This window comes from Corynebacterium tapiri, from assembly GCF_006334925.1.
Classification (GTDB): Bacteria; Actinomycetota; Actinomycetes; order Mycobacteriales; family Mycobacteriaceae; genus Corynebacterium; species Corynebacterium tapiri.
The window spans coordinates 274,911-294,260 of the sequence record NZ_VDHJ01000003.1 but is presented as its reverse complement, the minus strand read 5'-3'; the positions used below and the strand labels follow the sequence as shown (position 1 = coordinate 294,260).

Annotated in this window: 17 protein-coding genes; 13 read left to right on the top strand and 4 right to left on the bottom strand. The window is 61.1% G+C overall.

Going from position 1 to position 19,350, the window contains the following annotated elements; translation table 11 throughout:
• Positions 1-106: 106 nt before the first annotated feature.
• The gene (locus tag FHE74_RS03520) at positions 107-1,213 is read left to right on the top strand and encodes a branched-chain amino acid aminotransferase (RefSeq protein WP_139465106.1); all 1,107 of its coding nucleotides are present in this window, start codon (positions 107-109) and stop codon (positions 1,211-1,213) included.
• A 56-nt stretch (positions 1,214-1,269) separates the two neighbouring features.
• On the opposite strand, the gene FHE74_RS03515 is transcribed toward FHE74_RS03520, so the two are convergent.
• Positions 1,270-2,322, bottom strand: a complete 1,053-nt coding sequence (locus FHE74_RS03515) for a nicotinate-nucleotide--dimethylbenzimidazole phosphoribosyltransferase (RefSeq protein ID WP_139465105.1) — start codon at positions 2,320-2,322, stop codon at positions 1,270-1,272.
• Between the two features lie 45 nt (positions 2,323-2,367).
• On the bottom strand, positions 2,368-3,165 hold the full coding sequence (locus FHE74_RS03510; RefSeq protein ID WP_139465104.1) for a DUF3043 domain-containing protein: 798 nt from the start codon (positions 3,163-3,165) through the stop codon (positions 2,368-2,370).
• Between the two features lie 141 nt (positions 3,166-3,306).
• Here FHE74_RS03510 and FHE74_RS03505 point away from each other — a divergent pair, with 141 nt between their 5' ends.
• Positions 3,307-3,651 (top strand): HesB/IscA family protein, encoded by a 345-nt coding sequence (locus FHE74_RS03505; protein WP_139465103.1) that lies wholly within the window; start codon positions 3,307-3,309, stop codon positions 3,649-3,651.
• A gap of 114 nt (positions 3,652-3,765) precedes the next feature.
• Here FHE74_RS03505 and asnB read toward each other — a convergent pair whose 3' ends face one another.
• Complete coding sequence (gene asnB / locus FHE74_RS03500; RefSeq protein ID WP_139465102.1) at positions 3,766-5,694, bottom strand: asparagine synthase (glutamine-hydrolyzing); 1,929 nt, start codon at positions 5,692-5,694, stop codon at positions 3,766-3,768.
• A 426-nt stretch (positions 5,695-6,120) separates the two neighbouring features.
• On the opposite strand from asnB, the gene ctaC reads away from it, so the two are divergent.
• From ctaC to FHE74_RS03445, 11 genes are all read left to right on the top strand, one after another.
• Positions 6,121-7,212, top strand: a complete 1,092-nt coding sequence (ctaC, locus tag FHE74_RS03495) for an aa3-type cytochrome oxidase subunit II (protein WP_139465101.1) — start codon at positions 6,121-6,123, stop codon at positions 7,210-7,212.
• Positions 7,213-7,256: 44 nt separating this feature from the next.
• Complete coding sequence (gene ctaF / locus FHE74_RS03490) at positions 7,257-7,688, top strand: aa3-type cytochrome oxidase subunit IV (protein WP_139465100.1); 432 nt, start codon at positions 7,257-7,259, stop codon at positions 7,686-7,688.
• Positions 7,689-8,171: 483 nt separating this feature from the next.
• The gene (ctaE, locus tag FHE74_RS03485) at positions 8,172-8,786 is read left to right on the top strand and encodes an aa3-type cytochrome oxidase subunit III (protein WP_180339664.1); all 615 of its coding nucleotides are present in this window, start codon (positions 8,172-8,174) and stop codon (positions 8,784-8,786) included.
• 74 nt (positions 8,787-8,860) lie between these two features.
• The gene (qcrC, locus tag FHE74_RS03480) at positions 8,861-9,745 is read left to right on the top strand and encodes a cytochrome bc1 complex diheme cytochrome c subunit (RefSeq protein WP_139465099.1); all 885 of its coding nucleotides are present in this window, start codon (positions 8,861-8,863) and stop codon (positions 9,743-9,745) included.
• On the top strand, positions 9,742-10,962 hold the full coding sequence (gene qcrA, locus FHE74_RS03475; RefSeq protein WP_139465098.1) for a cytochrome bc1 complex Rieske iron-sulfur subunit: 1,221 nt from the start codon (positions 9,742-9,744) through the stop codon (positions 10,960-10,962). Before qcrC ends, qcrA begins: the two co-directional genes overlap by 4 nt.
• Positions 10,962-12,602, top strand: coding sequence for a cytochrome bc1 complex cytochrome b subunit (gene qcrB, locus FHE74_RS03470; protein WP_139465097.1), 1,641 nt, complete (start codon positions 10,962-10,964; stop codon positions 12,600-12,602). The genes qcrA and qcrB overlap by 1 nt, the downstream gene beginning before the upstream one ends.
• Positions 12,603-13,214: 612 nt before the next feature.
• The gene (locus FHE74_RS03465) at positions 13,215-13,853 is read left to right on the top strand and encodes a C40 family peptidase (RefSeq protein WP_139465096.1); all 639 of its coding nucleotides are present in this window, start codon (positions 13,215-13,217) and stop codon (positions 13,851-13,853) included.
• 85 nt (positions 13,854-13,938) lie between these two features.
• Positions 13,939-15,069 carry a glycosyltransferase family 4 protein gene (locus tag FHE74_RS03460; RefSeq protein ID WP_139465095.1) on the top strand — a complete coding sequence of 377 codons (1,131 nt, stop codon included), beginning with the start codon at positions 13,939-13,941 and terminating at the stop codon, positions 15,067-15,069.
• Positions 15,070-15,119: 50 nt separating this feature from the next.
• Positions 15,120-16,100: an ROK family protein gene (locus tag FHE74_RS03455; protein WP_139465094.1), complete on the top strand. Its 981-nt coding sequence runs from the start codon at positions 15,120-15,122 to the stop codon at positions 16,098-16,100.
• Positions 16,101-16,113: 13 nt separating this feature from the next.
• Positions 16,114-16,860: a lysophospholipid acyltransferase family protein gene (locus FHE74_RS03450; RefSeq protein ID WP_139465093.1), complete on the top strand. Its 747-nt coding sequence runs from the start codon at positions 16,114-16,116 to the stop codon at positions 16,858-16,860.
• Between the two features lie 81 nt (positions 16,861-16,941).
• Positions 16,942-18,135 carry an acyltransferase family protein gene (locus tag FHE74_RS03445; RefSeq protein ID WP_139465092.1) on the top strand — a complete coding sequence of 398 codons (1,194 nt, stop codon included), beginning with the start codon at positions 16,942-16,944 and terminating at the stop codon, positions 18,133-18,135.
• On the opposite strand, the gene FHE74_RS03440 is transcribed toward FHE74_RS03445, so the two are convergent.
• Positions 18,132-19,322 (bottom strand): glycosyltransferase 87 family protein, encoded by a 1,191-nt coding sequence (locus FHE74_RS03440; RefSeq protein WP_139465091.1) that lies wholly within the window; start codon positions 19,320-19,322, stop codon positions 18,132-18,134. The genes FHE74_RS03445 and FHE74_RS03440 overlap by 4 nt on opposite strands.
• Positions 19,323-19,350 lie beyond the last annotated feature (28 nt).

Below are 19,350 nucleotides of genomic sequence, written 5' to 3'. Positions count from 1 at the left end.
CAAGCTCCTTTTCATTCATGGCGTTCATCAACTCAGTGGCGCGGGTATGGGCGCCAATATTCGCCAGCCTAACGCCCCGTGCATGTGAGCGGGGTAGGTTGGGGGAATGAGCTCCTTAGAATTTTCAGTAACCCGTAATCCGGATCCAGTTTCTGATGAGAAGCGTGCCGAAATCTTGGCTCAGCCTCGATTTGGCCAGAACTTTACCGATCACATGGTGCGCATTGATTGGACCGCAGACGCTGGCTGGCACAACGCGCAGGTGCTGCCGTATCAGCCACTTCAGCTGGACCCGGCGACCACCGTCTTCCATTACGGCCAGGCAATTTTCGAGGGAATCAAGGCCTACCGTCAGCCCGATGGTTCCATTGCCACCTTCCGCCCGGATGCTAACGCCCAGCGCATGCAGCGTTCCGCCGAGCGCATGGCCATGCCGCAATTGCCTACCGAGCTGTTTATCGAGTCCTTGCGTCAGTTAGTCGACATCGACCAGGACTGGGTCCCGGCAGCCGGCGGAGAAGAAGCCCTGTACATCCGCCCGTTCATGATCTCCACCGAGGTCTCGCTGGGAGTTGCTCCCGCTGATGCGTACTCCTTCTTCGTGATTGCCTCTCCCTCGGGTGCCTACTTTGCCAATGGCATCACGCCGGTCTCGGTCTGGTTGGGAGAGGACTACGTTCGTGCAGCTCCGGGTGGCACCGGTGCAGCGAAGTTCGCTGGCAACTACGCGGCCTCCCTCTTGGCTCAGGCCCAGGCCGAGGAAAAGGGCTGCGACCAGGTCGTTTGGCTCGACGCGATCGAGCGGCGCTACGTGGAAGAAATGGGCGGCATGAACCTTATGTTCGTCTATGGTGCGGGCGACGACGTCCGCCTGGTCACCCCAGAGCTGTCGGGCTCTCTGCTGCCAGGGATTACCCGCGACTCCCTCCTGCAGGTTGCTCGCGACATGGGGTACCAGACCGAGGAGACCAAGGTGTCAGCGGAGCAATGGCGCGAGGATGCCACGTCCGGCGCTATGACGGAGGCTCTGGCTTGCGGCACGGCAGCGGTGATCACTCCGGTGGGGCGGGTGCTCAGCAACAGCGGCGAGTTCACGGTCAACAACAACGAGTCCGGCACGGTCACGATGGCGCTGCGCGAGCGGCTCACCGGCATCCAGAAGGGTGAGGTTGAGGACGCGCACGGTTGGCGTCACACCTTGGTGCAGGGTTAGGCGACGCGCTTGGCGACGCCTGCCCGCCACCCGCTAAGTGCTTAGGGCCCCGAGCTTTATGCGGGGTCGGTCGGGGCGAACGTCCCGGCCAGTTCGCAGGCCGAGCGCACCAGGCCTAATGCAGTGATCGCCCCGCAACCCTGACCCAGCGCGGTGTCGAGAGCGAGCAAGGGGGTAAGCCCCAGCTCGTTGAGCGCTAGCAGATGTGCTGGCTCGGGGGAAAGGTCGCCGGCTAGGCACCAGTCCTTCGTTCCCGGGGCCAGGCGATTAGCAAGGAAAGCTGCGGCGGTGACGGCCGCGCCGTCGAGAAGCACAGGAGTGCGCCGGACAGCTGCCTGGGCGATGAACCCGTTCAGCGCTGCCAGCACCGGGGAGCCGATGGTGCGCAGCAAAAATTCGGTGTCATCGTGGCGTCCGCGAGCCCGGAACATCGCATCCCGGATAGCTGTGACCTTGATCTTCCAGGTCTCGTCCGTGATTCCGGAGCCCGGTCCGATCACGGAGACCGGTTCCGTGCGCGTGGCAGCCCCCATGAGCGCAGCCGTAACAGTGGTCCCGCCCACCCCCAGCTCGCCCGGGATGAGTAAGTCAGCTCCCGCATCGACCTCACTGTCCGCGATCCGAGCACCGATGGCGAGAGCACGCTCGAGATCATCGGGGGACATCGCATCTGCCTCGTCAATGGCGGGGCAGGAGCGGCTGACTCGCTCGTCTCCCCACACATCGTGGTCGAGGCAGACGTCGACAAGCCTGACCCCCGCCTGCTGCACTCGCGCCAGCGCATTAACAGGGCCCGCACCTGCGGTGATCTCCTCTGCCTGCGTTAACGACGCTTCCGGGGCGTAAGCGCTGACTTCGCGCTGGGCGATGCCATTATCTCCGGCAAAAACGACGACTCGCGCCTGCGTCGGCGGCTGGGGATCCGTGCGTGCCTGCCACCCGGCCGCGAGGACCGCTACCGGGGCCAGGCGACCGAGAGCAAGGCCACGCGGGGTAGAGCTGAGCACTGCAGAAAGGCGCTCAGCGCTTAAAGAATCTGGGCTGGCGACCTGCGGGAAGCGCGGCGAATCAGCGGGTAACGATCCCGGGGACGTTGTCTGCTCGGTCATCGCAGGTCACCTTTCTATCTGCTCACTTGGGTATGTGAGTGCAGTTTAGATCCGATCGCCGACAGCGACGCGCGGGCGAGGGGTTCGCCATTTGCGCGGCTGGGTGGCACGCGAGAAGGCGTAGAAGCCCATACCGAAACCGCGGTCGGTCGTGTTCGGGTACTTCGCCCGAACCGCCTTGTTCACACGGATGCCGATGAAGATGCCCTCGATCAGGAACACCAAAACGGCGATCATGAGGATCGAGGAAACCACGTTGGCCACCATCGGGTTGACCGAAGTGAGGAAGAAGGAGAGCAACATGATCAGCGCGACGGGCAGGAAGAGGTTGTTGAAAAAGCGCTTGGAGTCCACCCAGTCGCGGGCGTAGCGGCGCTCGTCGCCCTTATCGCGCTCCATGAGGTAACGCTCGTCTCCGGAATACAGGCGCTCTCGATAAATGCGGTTGCGCTCGCGGGATTCCTCTCGCTCCTTGCGCTTATATTCCTTCCACTCCTCCTTGCTCATCGACTTCTTCAGCTCCTTGCGGCGCTTGCTTGCCTCAGCCGGGGTGAGCTTGTTGGGATCGCGGACGACGCCGCGCTCGATTTCACGGTCGCGACGCTTCGGAGTGGGACGCCCCTTGGGCGGGGTGTAACCCTTGCGCTGCGTGGCGGCCTGGGAGCCAGCACCCTGGTGGGCGGGCTTCTTCTCAGCAGCGGGCTCGCGGTCGGGCTCGGTGGCGGCGGGAGCGGCTGCCTGGGCCTGGACGGCATCGTCCTTCAGCAGATCCGACGCACGCGTCGAGCCGCTGGGGGCATCCTGAGCAGCATTCTGTTCGGATTTCTTCCACGGAGTCTTCACAACTGACCAGGTTACAAGCCCGATAGGGTTGACAGGGAATGCGGGTGCCTGCGATATGGTTACCCTTTATGTAAGGGTCACCTCGTGGCCCGCTGGATCGGCCCACCGGGCATCATCGATAGGTAATAAGGAGTCAAGTTTATGACCGCACCCACCTCGTCCACCGGCGTCATCCTCACCGAGGCCGCTGCTGCCAAGGCTAAGGCCCTGCTTGACCAGGAGGGGCGCGACGACCTCTCGCTGCGCATCGCCGTGCAGCCCGGCGGCTGCGCAGGACTTCGTTACCAGCTGTACTTCGACGATCGTTCGCTCGACGGTGACAAGGTTGACACTATTGGCGGAGTCAACCTCGTGGTGGACAAGATGAGCATCCCTTACCTCATGGGCGCAACCATCGATTTCTCTGACACCATCGAGTCTCAGGGCTTCACCATCGATAACCCGAACGCTGGCGGATCCTGCGCCTGCGGCGATTCCTTCAACTGATCTGTCGCCGGGGAACGACCCACGGCGCAGAAAAACCCCTAGGCCCTCTTCGAGGCCTAGGGGAGAGCGGGCCCGGCCTTCGTCACTGTGACGATCACCGGGCTCGCTTTTGTATTAGAGCTGGACGGGGTAGTCGCGCTGCTCGATCTGCGGATCGATGCGCTTTTCGACGAAGATTCCGTGCCACACCATGAAAGCAAGGACCGTCCACAGACGACGCGAGTGGTCAGAGATGCCGTCACGGTGCTCCTTGAGCATCTCGAGGACCGCCTGCTTGTCAAAGATGTCTTCCGTCTGGGAAGCAGTGATCTGGTCCTGGGCCCATCCGAAGAGCTCGTCACCAGCCAGCCAGTGGCGCATCGGAACCGGGAAGCCGAGCTTCTTGCGGTGGAGCACGTGCGGAGGCACGATCTGCTCGAGAGCCTTGCGCAGCGCGTACTTGGTGGTCCCGTGGGAGATCTTCAGGTCATGGGGGATGGTCTGTGCGACCTCAAAGACTTCCTTGTCCAGGAAGGGGACGCGCAGCTCAAGGGAGTTGGCCATGTTGATCTTGTCGGCTTTGACCAGGATGTCGCCGCGCATCCAGGTGAACAGGTCCAGGTGCTGCATACGAGCGACCGGATCCATTTCCAGGTCCTTGGACCACTGGTAAATCGGCGCGGTGACCTCGCGGTGATCCCACTCCGGCTTAGCCCAGGGGAGGACTCGCTGCAGCTGCTCGAAGTTAAAGTTACGAGCGTTGCCGTAGTACCGGGCCTCCATCGGCTGGGTGCCGCGCTCCAGTAGCGACTTGCCCTTGACACCGTCGGGAAGCACGCGGGAGAGGCGGTTGAGCCCACGGTTAAGGGTGGCCGGCAGCTTCTCAAAGGGAGCGAGGGAGAGAGGCTCCTTGTAGATGGTGTAGCCGCCGAAGAGCTCGTCGGCGCCTTCGCCCGAGAGGACGACCTTGACATGCTTGCGGGCGGTCTCGGCCACGAAGTAGAGCGGAACCAGCGAAGGGTCGGCAACCGGATCGTCGAGGTACCACATAATCTTCGGGATGGCGTCGGCATATTCCTCCGGGGAGACAATCTTGACGATGTGCTCCGCTCCAATCGCGGCAGCAGATTCTGCGGCCACGTCGACCTCGGAGTAGCCCTCGCGCTCGAAACCAGTGGTGAACGTCAGCAGGTCCGGGTTGTGGCGCTTGGCCAGGGCAGCAATCGCGGTGGAGTCGATGCCGCCGGAGAGGAAAGATCCGACGGTCACGTCGGCGCGCATGTGCTTGGCGACGGAATCTTCCAGCACCCGAGCGATGCGGTCGAACAGATCCTGCTCGTTGCCCTTAGCAACGGGCTGCACCTGGAAAGAAGGTGTGAAGTAGCGCTCGGACTCAACCTGGCCACCTGGCTTGAGCGTGACCGTGCATCCGGACTCCACACGACGGATACCGGCATGCAGAGACTCGGGCTCCGGCACATACTGCAGGTCCACGTAATGCTCGATCGCACGGCGGTCAAGGCTGAGGTCGAGACCAATGGCGTCCGCCATCTCCAGGATCGACTTCTTTTCGGAGGCGAAGACCGTGCCTGCTTCGGTAGTGGCATAGAACAGCGGCTTGATGCCGAACTGGTCGCGAGCAGCGAAGACCGTCGAGGTCTCCGTGTCCCAAATGACAAAGCCGAACATGCCGCGGAGGTGGTTGACCACATCGGCACCCCAGTGGTGGTAGCCGACGACGATCGTCTCGGAGTCGCCCTCAGTATTAAAGGAATAACCGAGACCGGTAAGTTCCTCGCGCAACTCGACGAAGTTATAGATCTCGCCGTTGAATGTCAGAGCGTAGCGCTCCGGGTTCTCTTCGGGCCCCCAGCGCAGGGGCTGGTGGGAGTGCTCGAGGTCGATGATGCTGAGTCGGTTGAAGCCGAACACGGCGTGGTCATCGTTCCAGGTGCCAGCAGCGTCCGGACCACGATGGCGCATGCAGGGGAGAGCGTCGCGGGCGGCACCCACATACTTCTCGGCGTCGGCGCCGCTCGTCAGCATCGCTAACAGACCACACATCTTTGAATACTTCTCCTTCGCAGGCGTACATACGCGATCGAAATCGCTCAAGGATCAAGCGATCGAGTTCCTGTTCCACCTTAGGGTGCTGAGCGGAAAAGGTGGGCAACCGGTGTGGCGCGCCCAACCCGCGTTGCTTGATACCCGAATAGGTGCAAACTTTCGGTTGATCAGGGGTGACTGGGGGTGTGAAGTCGGTGACAGTCGCGGAGGGATGAATGACGGCCCTGTAATGAAGGACCTGGCGCTGGCCTGTACGATCTTCAGCTAGATGTGTGACAGCTGGCAATCTATGGCTCGTTGTCATGCATGTTTCCCGCGCGGAATGGAGCGGGAAAACCAATGCCGATGAACTATTCTGCCTAGGTAGGAATGCTCGGGTTCGGCATTGACCGAAGAATTGTGTGGACAGGAAGGCAGACACACGTGGAACAGCGAACGAAGCGCACGGTGGCCCGCAAGTTTGGCCTGGCCGGTGCGCTCGCACTCGGCGGAGCTGCTCTGGTTGGTTGCGACGTTGCGCCGCCGGAGGCTCTGGCAAACGTCCTCGATATGGGATGGCCGGATCCGGTGACCCCTGAGGGCGTTGAGATGTACAACTTCTGGGTGTGGGTCTGGGTTGCGGCCTGGATCATCGGCATCATCATGTGGGCCCTCATGCTCACCGCCATCTTCGCATGGAACCGCAAGAAGCAGGCCAAGAAGACTGACGACGAGTTCCCCAAGCAGCTGCAGTACAACATCCCGCTGGAGCTTGTGCTCACGATCGTTCCGATCGTGATCGTTATGTCCCTGTTCTTCTTCACCGTGCAGACCCAGCAGAAGGTTGTTGCCCTGGACAAGGACCCGGAGGTCACCGTCGATGTCACCGCCTTCCAGTGGAACTGGAAGTTCGGCTACGCCAATGTTGGCGGCGAGCTCAGCCCGACCGGTGCTGACTACGACGGCAAGGACGAGGAGGCTACCCGCCTCGCAGAGCAGACCCGCACCGACAGCGAGGATGTTCACAACCCGAACCCGATCCACGGCAACTCTCTCGGCGATCAGTCCTACCTGAACTTCAACGACGTGGAGACCGTGGGTACCACCGAGGAGGTTCCGGTTCTGGTTCTCCCGGCTAACACCCCGGTTGAGTTCCGCCTCGCTTCGGGCGATGTCTCCCACGCCTTCTGGGTTCCGGAGTTCTTGTTCAAGCGCGACGTCTACGCTCACCCCGAGGCCAACCAGCAGGAGCGTTCCTTCCAGATCGAGTCCATCGAGGAAGGCGCATACGTCGGACGTTGTGCCGAGATGTGCGGTACCTACCACGCAATGATGAACTTCGAGGTTCGCGTTGTCTCCCCGGAGGCATTCACTAACTACATGCAGTTCCGCATCGATAACCCGGAGGCCCCGAACTCCGAGGCTCTGAAGGCCATCGGTGAGGATCCTTACGCCGTGACGACCCGCCCGTTCAACTCTGACCGCACGGGCACCCGCAACGGTGACAACGTTATCCCGGCCAACGAGCAGGTCTAAGCTCGCTTAAGCTCAAAAAACAAGGAACTACTTAAGGAGCAAAAATGCGTCCCGGTGCAAAAGTAATGTTCTCCATCGCCGCCTTCTTGGCAGTGATGACCGTGGTGTACATCTTCGCCACCATGCGCGTCCAAGACGATGCCTACCTGTTCGGCGTTGAGTGGGCGGGCTCGGTCGCCCTGGTTCTGTCCTTCGTTCTGGCGATGATGCTCGGCGGCTACATCCAGTTCATCGAGAACCGGACCGACTTCCTGCCGGAGGATTACGAAGAGGCAGAGACCGAGGACGGCGCTGGCGTTCTGGGCTTCTTCTCCCCGAGCTCCATCTGGCCGTTCGCGATGTCCTGCTCGATCGCCGTATTCGGCTTCGGCGTCATCTTCTTCTACTACTGGATGATCGCCCTCGGCGGTGTCCTGCTCATCTGGTCCACCACGATGCTGAACCTCCAGTACGGAATGCCGAAGGAAAAGCACTAGTCGCTTGACGCGATAGCTGCGCCGGCTCCCGACGCTTTCCGCCCCGCTTTCCCGACCTCAGGTTGGGGAAGCGGGGTTTTCCTGCTTTGGGAGCGCTAACGAACCTGCCTGGATAGCCAGATCTAGGGACAGTTGATGGGGGCAGACCGTGGGGGTCATCCGAAAGTTGGTCAGTTGGTGTTCGTGTGGGGGTTTTCGTGTGATATCTGTCTCTCGCGATTGAGGGCGTGTCGACGTGAAATTTCAAACGAAATTCCCCAGCAAAACCTGAAAACCTTGCTCTCTCGGCGGGGTTTTCGGGATCAGTGTTGTGACCTGCAGGAATTTGGGCGTCGTAAAGCGTGTGTCATTAGTTCCCGTAGGTTCCAAAAATTTTTGGCCACGTCCGAATCAATCGAAAGGTGCAGGTAGGTGGCCAGTGCCAGCTCGGTCACGGGGGTGAACAAGGTGATTTTCAGGCGCTGACAGTCCATACTGTTATGCGTGACGAGCGCAGTTTCTAACCAAGGTATGGCGACACCGCAGCGTGTTCCCGCACTGAACCGCCCCAATGTGGTCAGTGTCGGCACGATTGTGTTTTTGTCGCAGGAGTTGATGTTCTTCGCCGGACTGTTCGCGATGTACTTCACGTCGCGTGCGAACGGACAGGCGGGCAACTGGGATGAGATGACCAGCCATCTCAACGTGGTGTATGGCGCGATCATCACCGCCATCCTGCTTGCTTCCTCCGTGACCTCTCAGTTCGGCGTCTTCGCAGCAGAGAGGGGTGACGTTTTCGGCCTGCGCAAGTGGTACGCAGTGACTATTGCGCTGGGCGTCGTGTTCCTGGGCATGGTGGCCTTCGAGTACTACGAGATGATCCACCACCACGTAACCATCCAGTCCAGCGTGTTCGGCTCGGTGTTCTACATCATCACCGGCTTCCACATGCTGCACGTGATCGGTGGCCTGCTGGCCTTCGTCGTGGTGCTGCTTCGCGTGGGACTTGCTCGCTTCACGCCGGCACAGGCAACCGCCGCTATGGCCGTGTCCTACTACTGGCACTTCGTGGACGTCATCTGGATTGGCGTCTTCACGGTCATCTACCTGATCCAGTAGCACGGTAGGGGACCGCACATGGTCTCCGCGGTGTAGCTGACAGCTTTATTCAGATATAAGACAAAGGGAATCTCATGGAAACTACTTCCAACTCCGCGGCTGGGGCATCGACCCCGGTTTCCGCGAAGCAGTCCCGCCGTCGCCGCAAAGTCCGCAAGACGGTTGCCGGTGCCGCTGCGCTCACCGTCGGTCTGACGGGCGCTGGCGTCCTGGCCACTGCTCTCACCCCGGACGCTCAGGTTGCTACGGCTCAGCTGGACGATCAGGCGATGATCGATCAGGGCAAGGACATCTACGACGTCGCTTGTATCACCTGCCACGGTGCAAACCTGCAGGGCGTTAAGGACCGCGGACCTTCTCTCATTGGTATCGGTGCAGGCTCGACCTACTTCCAGGTCCATTCCGGCCGCATGCCGATGATGTCCAACGACGCGCAGGCTGAGCGCAAGACCCCGCGTTACACCGAGCAGCAGAGCCTCGCGCTCGCTGCTTACGTGGCATCGCAGGGTGGCGGCCCGGACATCGTCTGGAACGAGGATGGCACCATCGCCATGGAGTCGCTGCGCGGCGCCAACTACGACGGTGAGATGAAGGCCGAGGATATCGCTCGCGGTTCCGAGCTCTTCCGCCTCAACTGCGCTTCCTGCCACAACTTCACCGGACGCGGCGGCGCTCTGTCCTCCGGCAAGTACGCACCTGGTTTGGATCCGGCCAACGAGCAGGAGATCTACCAGGCTATGCTCACCGGCCCGCAGAACATGCCGAAGTTCTCCGATCGCCAGCTCTCCGCTGACGAGAAGAAGGACATCATCGCTTACATCAAGTCCGCTAAGGAGACCCCGAACCCGGGTGGTTGGGCACTTGGCGGATTGGGACCGGTTTCTGAGGGCCTGGCCATGTGGCTGATCGGTCTGACCGCTCTCATCGCAGTCGCTATGTGGATTGGATCGCGCTCATGAGCAACGACGTGAACAAGAACTACACGGATAAGGAACTCGCGTCGATGAGCCAATCCGAGCTTGCCCAGCTGGGCACCGAGCTCGACGGCGTTACCGTCGCATTCCGCAAGGAGCGTTTCCCGCTAGAGAACGATCCGGCTGAAAGGCGCGCCGCACGCGGAGTGGCCACCTGGCTGACGATCTCCGTTCTTTCTGGCATTGCTTTCCTCGCGGTCTACCTCTTCTGGCCGTGGCGCTACAAGGCATTGGGGGAGGATGGCCACCTGTGGCACACCCTGTTCACCCCGATGCTCGGCCTGCTGTCCATGGTTACGGTGTTGTCCCTGGGCATCGCCGTCCTGCAGTACGTGAAGAAGTTCGTGCCCGAGGAGATCTCGGTGCAGCGTCGTCACGACGGCCCCTCCGACGAGATCGATCGTCGCACCGTCACTGCTCTGCTTAACGACGCTTGGTCCACCTCGACCCTGGGCCGCCGCACCACCATCAAGGGCCTGCTCGGCGCCGCCGGTGTTCTGTTCGGCCTCGTGGTTGTTGCACCGCTGGGCGGTGCCGTGAAGAACCCGTGGCGTGCCCACGAGTTGGACTACCACGGCGACGGCACCCTGTGGACCTCCGGTTGGACCCTGCACGAGAAGGGCGTGAAGCTCTACCTCGCACGCGACATCGGAACGACCGCCGATTACCACGAGAGCCCGACAGGCTCGCACTACACCACCCAGGGTCTGTCCCGCCTGGTGCGTGTTCGTCCCGAGGACCTCGCCGCCGGCGGTATGGAGACTGTGTTCCCGCTCGCCGAGGAGCACGTCAACGACGGCGACAAGTTCAACCCCGAGGCGGATGTGTACGAAGAGCACATGCACTCGATTCACGGTCCGCGTAACCCTGTCATGCTTATTCGTCTGCGCTCCAGCGATGCTGAGCGCGTGATCGAGCGCCAGGGTCAGGAGGACTTCCACTACGGCGACTACTACGCGTACTCCAAGATTTGTACGCACATCGGTTGCCCGACGTCCCTGTACGAGGCACAGACGCAGCGCATTCTCTGCCCGTGCCACCAGTCGCAGTTCGACGCCCTGCAGTACGCAAAGCCGGTCTTCGGCCCGGCCGCCCGTGCGCTTCCGCAGCTTCCGCTGACGGTGGACGAGGAGGGCTACTTCGTCGCAGCTGGCAACTTCATTGAGCCACTCGGCCCGGCATTCTGGGAGCGTAAGTCCTAATGAGCACAAAGACTGAAAACCGCATGGCGCACATCGGCAACAACGTTGATTCGCGCTACACCATCGCAGGCGTACTCCGCCCGCAGTTGAACAAGGTATTCCCGACCCACTGGTCGTTCATGCTCGGTGAGATGGCGCTGTACAGCTTCATCATCCTCGTGCTGACCGGTATCTACCTGGCGCTCTTCTTCGACCCCTCGATCACCAAGGTGATCTACGACGGCGCATACCTGCCGCTCAACGGTGTCGAGATGTCACGTGCCTACGCAACCGCACTGGATCTGTCCTTCGACGTGCGAGGCGGACTCTTCATCCGTCAGATGCACCACTGGGCAGCCCTGATGTTCATGATGTCCATGGTTGCGCACATGCTGCGTATCTTCTTCACCGGTGCGTTCCGTCGCCCGCGTGAGGCTAACTGGATCATCGGTTGCACCCTGATTCTGCTGGGCATGATCGAGGGCTTCCTCGGTTACTCCCTGCCGGACGACCTGCTCTCCGGCGTTGGTCTGCGCATCATGTCCGCCATCATCCTGTCCCTGCCAATCGTGGGCACCTGGTTGCACTGGGCCATCTTCGGCGGTGACTTCCCGTCCGACCTGATGCTGGACCGCTTCTACATCCTCCACGTCCTCGTCCTGCCGGGCATCATCCTGGCTCTGATCGCGGCCCACCTGCTCCTGGTCTGGTACCAGAAGCACACGCAGTTCCCGGGACCGGGTCGTACCGAGAACAACGTTGTCGGCGTTCGCATCATGCCGGTCTTTGCCACCAAGGCCATCGGCCTGGGTCTGATGACTTTCGGTGTCCTGTCCGGCATGGCCGGCCTGCTGTCCATCAACGCCATCTGGATGCTTGGCCCCTACAACCCGTCGCAGGTTTCCGCTGGTTCCCAGCCGGATATCTACATGCTGTGGACGGACGGCCTGGCTCGTGTCATGCCGGCGTGGGAGCTCTACCTGGGCAACTACACCATTCCGGGCGCCTTCTGGGTCATGCTGGTTGCTGGCCTCATGGTTGGTCTGCTCATGGCGTACCCCTTCATCGAGAAGTGGGCCACGGGTGACGACGCTCACCACAACCTCCTGCAGCGTCCGCGCGATGTCCCGGCCCGCTCCGCCATCGGCGCTATGGCCATCACGTTCTTCGTGCTGGTGACCATCTCCGGTGGTAACGACCACGTCGCTCACTTCTTCCAGATCTCGCTGAACGCGATGACCTGGGTTGGCCGCATCGGCCTGGTTGTTCTGCCTCCGATCGCGTACTTCATCACCTACCGCATCTGCCTGGGTCTGCAGCGCAGCGACCGCGAGGTGCTGGAGCACGGCATCGAGACCGGCACCATCAAGATGATGCCGACCGGTGAGTTCATCGAGGTCCATCAGCCGCTGGGTGGCGTCGACGAGCACGGCCACGCCATCCCGCTCGAGTACGCAGGCGCTCGCGTGCCCAAGCAGCTCAACGAGCTTGGCCTGGCGGACAACGAGGCTCACGGCGGATGGTTCTCCGGAGATGACCGCGCAATTGCAGATCGCAAGAACCGCATCACTCACGACAACCACCGTGAAGAGGCTGAGATGTTCCGCAACCTTAACCGCGCCAACATCGAGCGCGACCGCAAGGACGGCCACATTCAGTAGCCTCAGCACTGCGCTCAAGGAATAGTCCCGCTCCGGCCTAATGGCCTGGGCGGGATTTTCCATATTCTCAGCGACCAGTCTCCGATCCTTCAAGCGCGCACCGTGACTGTTCGATCCCTGGCTTTTGTGTCCAGGGGTTGACACATAATTGCCCAGCGATCCAGGTGTGTCCAAGGTCACACACGATGCAGATTTCGGATCTCGCTTCGGTATCCAGTGGACGCTGAGAGAGTTAGCGGGGGAGTGCAGGTGATTGTTTGCCCAGGGTATCGGGGTGATTCCTGGCTGCGTGAGAACTGTCCCTTAGGGGTCGTCTAGGGGCATGCGCTAAAGCACATTTTCGGTTACGGGAAAATAACGGACCGATAACGGCCGTGTCATTGGACATGGCTTGACCTGGTTTCGTAACCTATTCGAGACATTGCGGTGAGCCACCAGGTACCGCAATCCGAAACTGAACAATCGCCGTACCGGCACCGCCACGCATGGGTATCCCTCAGGGTTCTTCCGTAGGTGCTGGTGAATCGCTGAATCACCACAGTCAGGGCAATAGACCTACATTGCCCTGACTATTTCAGCGGTTTAGGCCCAGCGAAAGATTTGGAGAAATTCGTGGCTAAGCACCGTAAGAACGCCCGCACCGTAGCTACCCGTCGCGCAGTTGCTGCAACCGCAGCTGTTGCTGGCGTGGGCGTCCTCGCTCCCGCGCAGGCTTCCGCAGCTGAGGTCGTCGTTCCTAACACCGACTTCCGTGTGGACGTGCAGGGCGTAGAGAACATCCCGGGCATCGCGGATGTACCGAACATCGAGAACTTCGTGCCCTCGCTCAACCAGGAGGCAGCCGCTGCCCCGGCCATCACCCCGGTCGCGGACACCCAGCAGTTCGCCCTTCCGTCCTCTTCCTCTTCTGAGGGACAGGCTGTCGTTGACGCAGCTCGCTCCGCAATCGGCTCCCCCTACGGCTGGGGTTCCGCTGGCCCGAGCTCTTTCGACTGCTCCGGCCTGACCTCCTGGGCCTACTCCCAGGCTGGTAAGTCCATCCCGCGTACCTCCCAGGCCCAGGCTTCCGCTGGCCAGCAGGTTTCCCTGGATGCACTGCAGCCCGGTGACATCATCGTTTACTACTCCGGTGCTTCCCACGTGGGCATCTACACCGGCAACGGCACCATCATCGATTCCCTGAACTCCGGCACCACCGTGTCCGAGCGCCCGATCGACTACATGCCGATCCACTCCGCAGTTCGCTTCTAATCTGAACAGCTGAACGCGTAACCCCGTATCCGAGTGATGCGGGGTTTTTTAGTGCGTCGATAAGCCAACAGATACTCTTGAGTCCATGGGACGCACTCTCTTGGTGACCAACGACTTTCCTCCAACGATTGGGGGAATTCAGTCGTATGTGCGTGATTTTGCAGCGCAGCTTGACCCCGAGAGCCTCATCGTTTTCGCCTCGACTCAGGATCCGGTGGCGGCGGCGATGTACGACGAGTCTCTGGATTATCGGGTCATACGTTGGCCCCGCCGGGTCATGCTGCCCACGAGGTCTGCTGGGGACGCTTTGGTGTCCATCATCAAGGAGTTCGACGTGGAGACGGTGTGGTTCGCCGCGGCAGCGCCCTTAGGGCTGCTCGCCCCACGTGCGCGTCATGCAGGAGCGCGGACCATCGTCGCTTCGACGCATGGGCACGAGGTGGGCTGGGCGATGTTGCCGGGTGCTCGCCAAACTCTGCGCAAGATCGGGCGGTCGGTAGACGTAGTTACATATATTTCCGAATACACCCGCCAGCGGCTCCAACCGGTTATGGGGCCGCACCCGCAGTATTGCAGCCTCCCCGCTGGGGTGGACACGGACTTTTTCTCCCCGGGTAGCGAGCAAGGTCGGAAGAGCACGCGCGACCGCTTTGGGTTTGGAGATAAGCCCGTCATTGTGTGCGTCTCCCGGCTCGTTCCCCGCAAGGGACAGGACGCGCTTATTGAGGCACTGCCCACTATCCGGGAGAGTGTTCCAGACGCTCAGCTTGTGCTCGTCGGGGAAGGGGCGTACCTCACTCGGCTGCGGGGACTGGCGCGCCGAAAAGCGGTCACCGAAGCAGTGCACTTTCTCGGTGCGCTGGAGAGAGGTGCTATGCGCGACGTTTTGGCGACTGCCGACCTCTTTGCCATGCCTGCGCGTACACGCGTTGGGGGACTGGACGTTGAGGGGCTAGGCATCGTTTACCTCGAGGCCCAGGCATGCGGGGTCCCTGTTATCGCAGGAAGCTCCGGCGGTGCACCAGAAACTGTGACTTCGCAGAGCGCAGTGGTCGTTGATGGACATGACGTTGCAGGGTTGGCGCGCGCCATCACGACGGTGCTTCTCGACGCCCCGTTGCGAGCCACCATGGGGCAAGCCGGCCGCGAACATGTTGAGCAACACTGGACGTGGGAGCAGAAGGGCCAGCAACTTCGATCGATCCTCAAACGGTAGGATTTCCCTCCGTCACTTTTCGCACTTACCCACAAGGCCTCGAGGTAGTCATGGCACACAGCTCATCGAGTGATCCGACAGGAGATCACTTCACTATCGGTTTTGATATCGGTGGTACTAACTTGCGAGCCGGTGTCATTGACGCGGCTGGTCAACTGCTGGCTACTCGATCCGTACGAACGCCTCGGTGCGCGGACACTGCAGAGGGGCACATCGTGGACATGGTGAACTCGCTCAAGCGCGAGTACCCCATTAGCGCGGTGGGTCTAGCGGTAGCTGGCTTTTTGGACCCATTGTGCGAGACCGTGCGCTTTGCCCCGCACTTGCCGTGGCGCGATGCCCCATTGCGACGCACCTTGGAGCAGCGACTGGAAATTCCGGTTCGCCTGGAACATGACGCCAACTCGGCGGCCTGGGGAGAGTACAAGTTCGGTGCCGCGCAAGGCGCAGGAATTTGGGTGTTCTTTGCTGTCGGAACCGGAATCGGTGCCACGCTCATGATCGATGGAAAAATCTACCGTGGCGCATTTGGCACAGCGCCGGAGTTCGGGCATTTGACCGTGGTCCCAGGAACGGGTGGCCGAGCATGCTCGTGTGGCAAGCGGGGATGCTTGGAGCGTTATGCCTCCGGAACCGCTCTGGTCGACACCGCTCGAGAGTTGGCACCACGGTATGCCCACACAGACCTGGCACAAGACTTGGCCACAGGGTTGGACGTTACCGGGCCTGATGTTGTGCGTGCTGCGCGCGAGGGCGACGGCCTGGGGGTAGCAGTCATCGAGGATTTTGCCTGCTGGATGGGGCGTGGCCTGTCGTTTGTCGGAGACATCCTTGACCCAGAGCTCATCGTGATCGGCGGGGGAGTTTCTGGGGATGCTGACCTCTTTCTGTCGGATGCAGAGCGCACCATGCGTGAATCGATGGTGGGATCTAACTACCGGCCGCTCCCGGCGCTGCGTACCGCTGAGCTGGGAGGCCAGGCAGGTATGATTGGCGTGGCCGATTTAGCGCGATCCGAGCTCACGGACTGACACTGAGGACACCATGAAGAACAACTGGTACTCCCTGTTCAAAGGGATTCTTGGACCGGGACTGCGGGTGCTTAACCGCCCGGAGATCGAGGGAGCAGACAACGTCCCCACTGAGGGGGCAGCTATCTTGGCCTCGAACCATCAGGCCGTGATGGATTCGTTCTACCTGCCGCTCATGCTGGAGCGTCAACTGCGCTTTCCCGCCAAGAGTGAATACTTCACCACTCCTGGGCTGGTCGGTCGCTTCCAAAAGTTCTTCTTTACCGCTGTCGGGCAAATCCCGGTGGATCGAAAGGCCGCCGACGCGGGTGAAGCGATGCTCGCTGCCGCGCGCAGCGTGCTCGATGAGGGAGAGCTCTTTGGCATCTACCCGGAAGGCACACGTTCCCCCGACGGTCGGATGTACCGCGGACGTACTGGCATGGCCCGCATCGCAATGGCTACCGGTGAAAAGGTCATCCCGGTGGCCATGATTGGCACCCGGGAAGCTAATCCGATCGGCTCGTGGATTCCGCGCCCGGCCAAGGTGCGCATCCGCATCGGGGAGGGGATTGATCCCCATCAGTGGGCTCGGGACAACGGCTTTGATCCCCATTCCCGCGAGGCCATCCGCCCGTTCACCGACTACTTCATGCGCACGCTCGCTGAGCTTTCTGGGCAGAAGTACGTAGACATGTACGCCACCGAGGTTAAGCAGTCGCTTGCTGCCGGAAACGGTTACCCGGCAGGCACTGAGCCGGGCGGAAAGCTTGAGTCCTAACCTTTATCTGTTTTCCATTTCCACTGGGTCCGTGGAGGCGTCGCTGCCTACATAGGCGTACAACAAGGAGTAAACTACGCTATGTCCTCTAGGCCTCGCACACGCATGGCCTGGCCAGACGTAGCCAAGGGGATCTCCATCATCGGCGTGGTCATCCTCCACGTCACCATTGCGGTCCCCGAGGGGGCGCTCACCAACGCAGCTGAGATTAACGCCTGGCTCGATCCGCTGCGTATGCCCTTGTTCTTTTTCATCTCTGGATTCTTCGGGGCCAAGGTTTTTCGCTTTGACCTGCGAGAGCTGTTTGCCCGACGCCTCTGGTTTTTCTTGATCCCTTACCTGGTGTGGGTCCCTATCGAGCATTACACCAAGGGGATGGAGAATATCGCTGCTCGCGATGGGGAATTCATGTCTGCCAAAGCGGTTGGACATTCTTTGCTTTTTGGCATCAACATGGCGTGGTTTCTCCACGCCCTCATGCTTTTTACGTTGTGCTTGTGGGCGCTGCGCAAGCTAAACCGTTGGGCCGTCATGGCGATCTCGCTGACCCCGGTGTTCCTGCTTCCGTTCCACCTGGAGTACCACGTGGCGGGCAAGTTCGTGCTCTACCTGCCGGTGTTCCTGGCCGGTGCCTTCTTTCGCGATGAGACACGACGGTTTGCCGACCGCTGCCTGCACCCCGTGTTTCTTTTGGCATCGGGGGCGCTTTACGCCGCCGGGGTGGGGCTGCGGCACTGGTGGGCGGTATCAAGTGCCGAGCACCAATTTACTGTTGGTTGGCCGCTCTACGGACTTGACCAGCTCACCAATCCCGAGATCGAGCTCTACGTTCGCCTAGCCTTGCATTTTCTCATGCTGCCGGCCGGCATCACCATCGCGGTGTTGATCTCTAAGATCCCGCTCATCTCGCCGGGCCTGCGGGTGCTGGGGCGCCATACGCTTCCCATCTATTTGGGGCACCCCATTGCTCTGACGGTGTTCTATAACTTCACCCAGTACCGCCTACAGGTTCCGGTCGATTCCTCGCCGGGGCATTGGGTTGCCTCCACAAACTTCTGGGTAAGCATGTGCGTACTCGTTGCTCTGCTCGGCGGAATGGTTCTGTGGGCATTGTCCAAGGTTCCGGTGGTTGGTTGGTTGGTCATGCCACCAGCCATTTACAACCTCACGGGTGTGAAGCTGATGCGCCGCCCGCGGCGGAACCGCTGGGGCAACAAGGTCAGCGCCACGCAGGCGCAGCGTGATAACGACGTACAGCAGGCACTGCGCACCTAGCGGCGGGCTGAATCACGCCCCACTCGCGCGTAGAAGGCCCGGGGGACTACTGCCGCAACCACCAAAAACGCGATGGCGGCCAGCACGTAAGCGTTGCCCACCAGGTGCTGCCAGAAGGACCACCCCAGCTCTGCGCCTGCGCCACGTGGGACAAACCGGTGCGGTGCAATTAAGAACAACAGCCACAATGCGAGGCCACCGAGTTGGGTCACACGCTGATTGGCAACGATGCAGGCCATAACGAGGACCACGCCCCAGACCCAGTGATGGGACCAAGAAATCGGCGAACACAGCAAGGCAATGCACGAGATGCAGGCTAGCGAGGCCAGCGGGTAGTGCCGGACGCGCCAGGCGGCAAGTAAAGCCAGCACCCCGGATGCTCCAGCAATCGTTAACCATGCCAATCCTGTAGCTGGTTGGCCGAGCCTGGCCAAAACACCCGAGATGGACTGGTTGGTGGCATATTCTTGGCTGCCGATTCGCGAGGTCTCCGTGAGTGTGTGCAGGAAGTAATCCAGCGAGATCTGCGGTGCAACCAGTGCCGCCAGCGCAGTTGCACCCAGGGCAGCCAGGACCAAGCGGGCAAGAGCACACCGGTCGCGTTCAACTACGAAGCTGAGCACAAAGACTGCCGGGGTGAGCTTGATCGCCGCGGCAAGGCCGCTGCACACTCCGCGCATCCAGTGCCGGCGTCCGCTGATCCACAGCACATCGGTAGCCACCAAGGCCAGCAAAATCAGGTTGATTTGCCCAAAGGAGATCGTGTCCACGACCGGCTCGCAGGCCGTAAAAACCGGCAATAACCAGGCAGCGAGTATTCCCGGGCGGGAAACCCCGGCAAGCTGGCAGCACAAACGCAATACCCACCACAGGCACGCTAGCGATGACACACTCAGCACTAACCCGGCTATCCCGAGCGACATCCAGGTCATAGGCACAAACAACAGGGCAGCAAACGGGGGATAGGTAAAAGGCAGAGTGGCCGTCGGCAGCTCAAAGTTGAGCGAGTACAGGTCCGCCCCGTCGACAAAGGCCTGCGCCCCATGGCGGTACACGTCGGTGTCCAGGTGATAGGCGGGTGCCAGGTTACCGGGGACGTCGATAAGCCAATACCCCACGATCGCCAGCGCCAGACACACCGGGAGGGGTGTGAATCGGCGTTGGTGCAGCCACGTCGGGAGGGACACGGGAAACAGGCTTGGACGGGTGCTCACA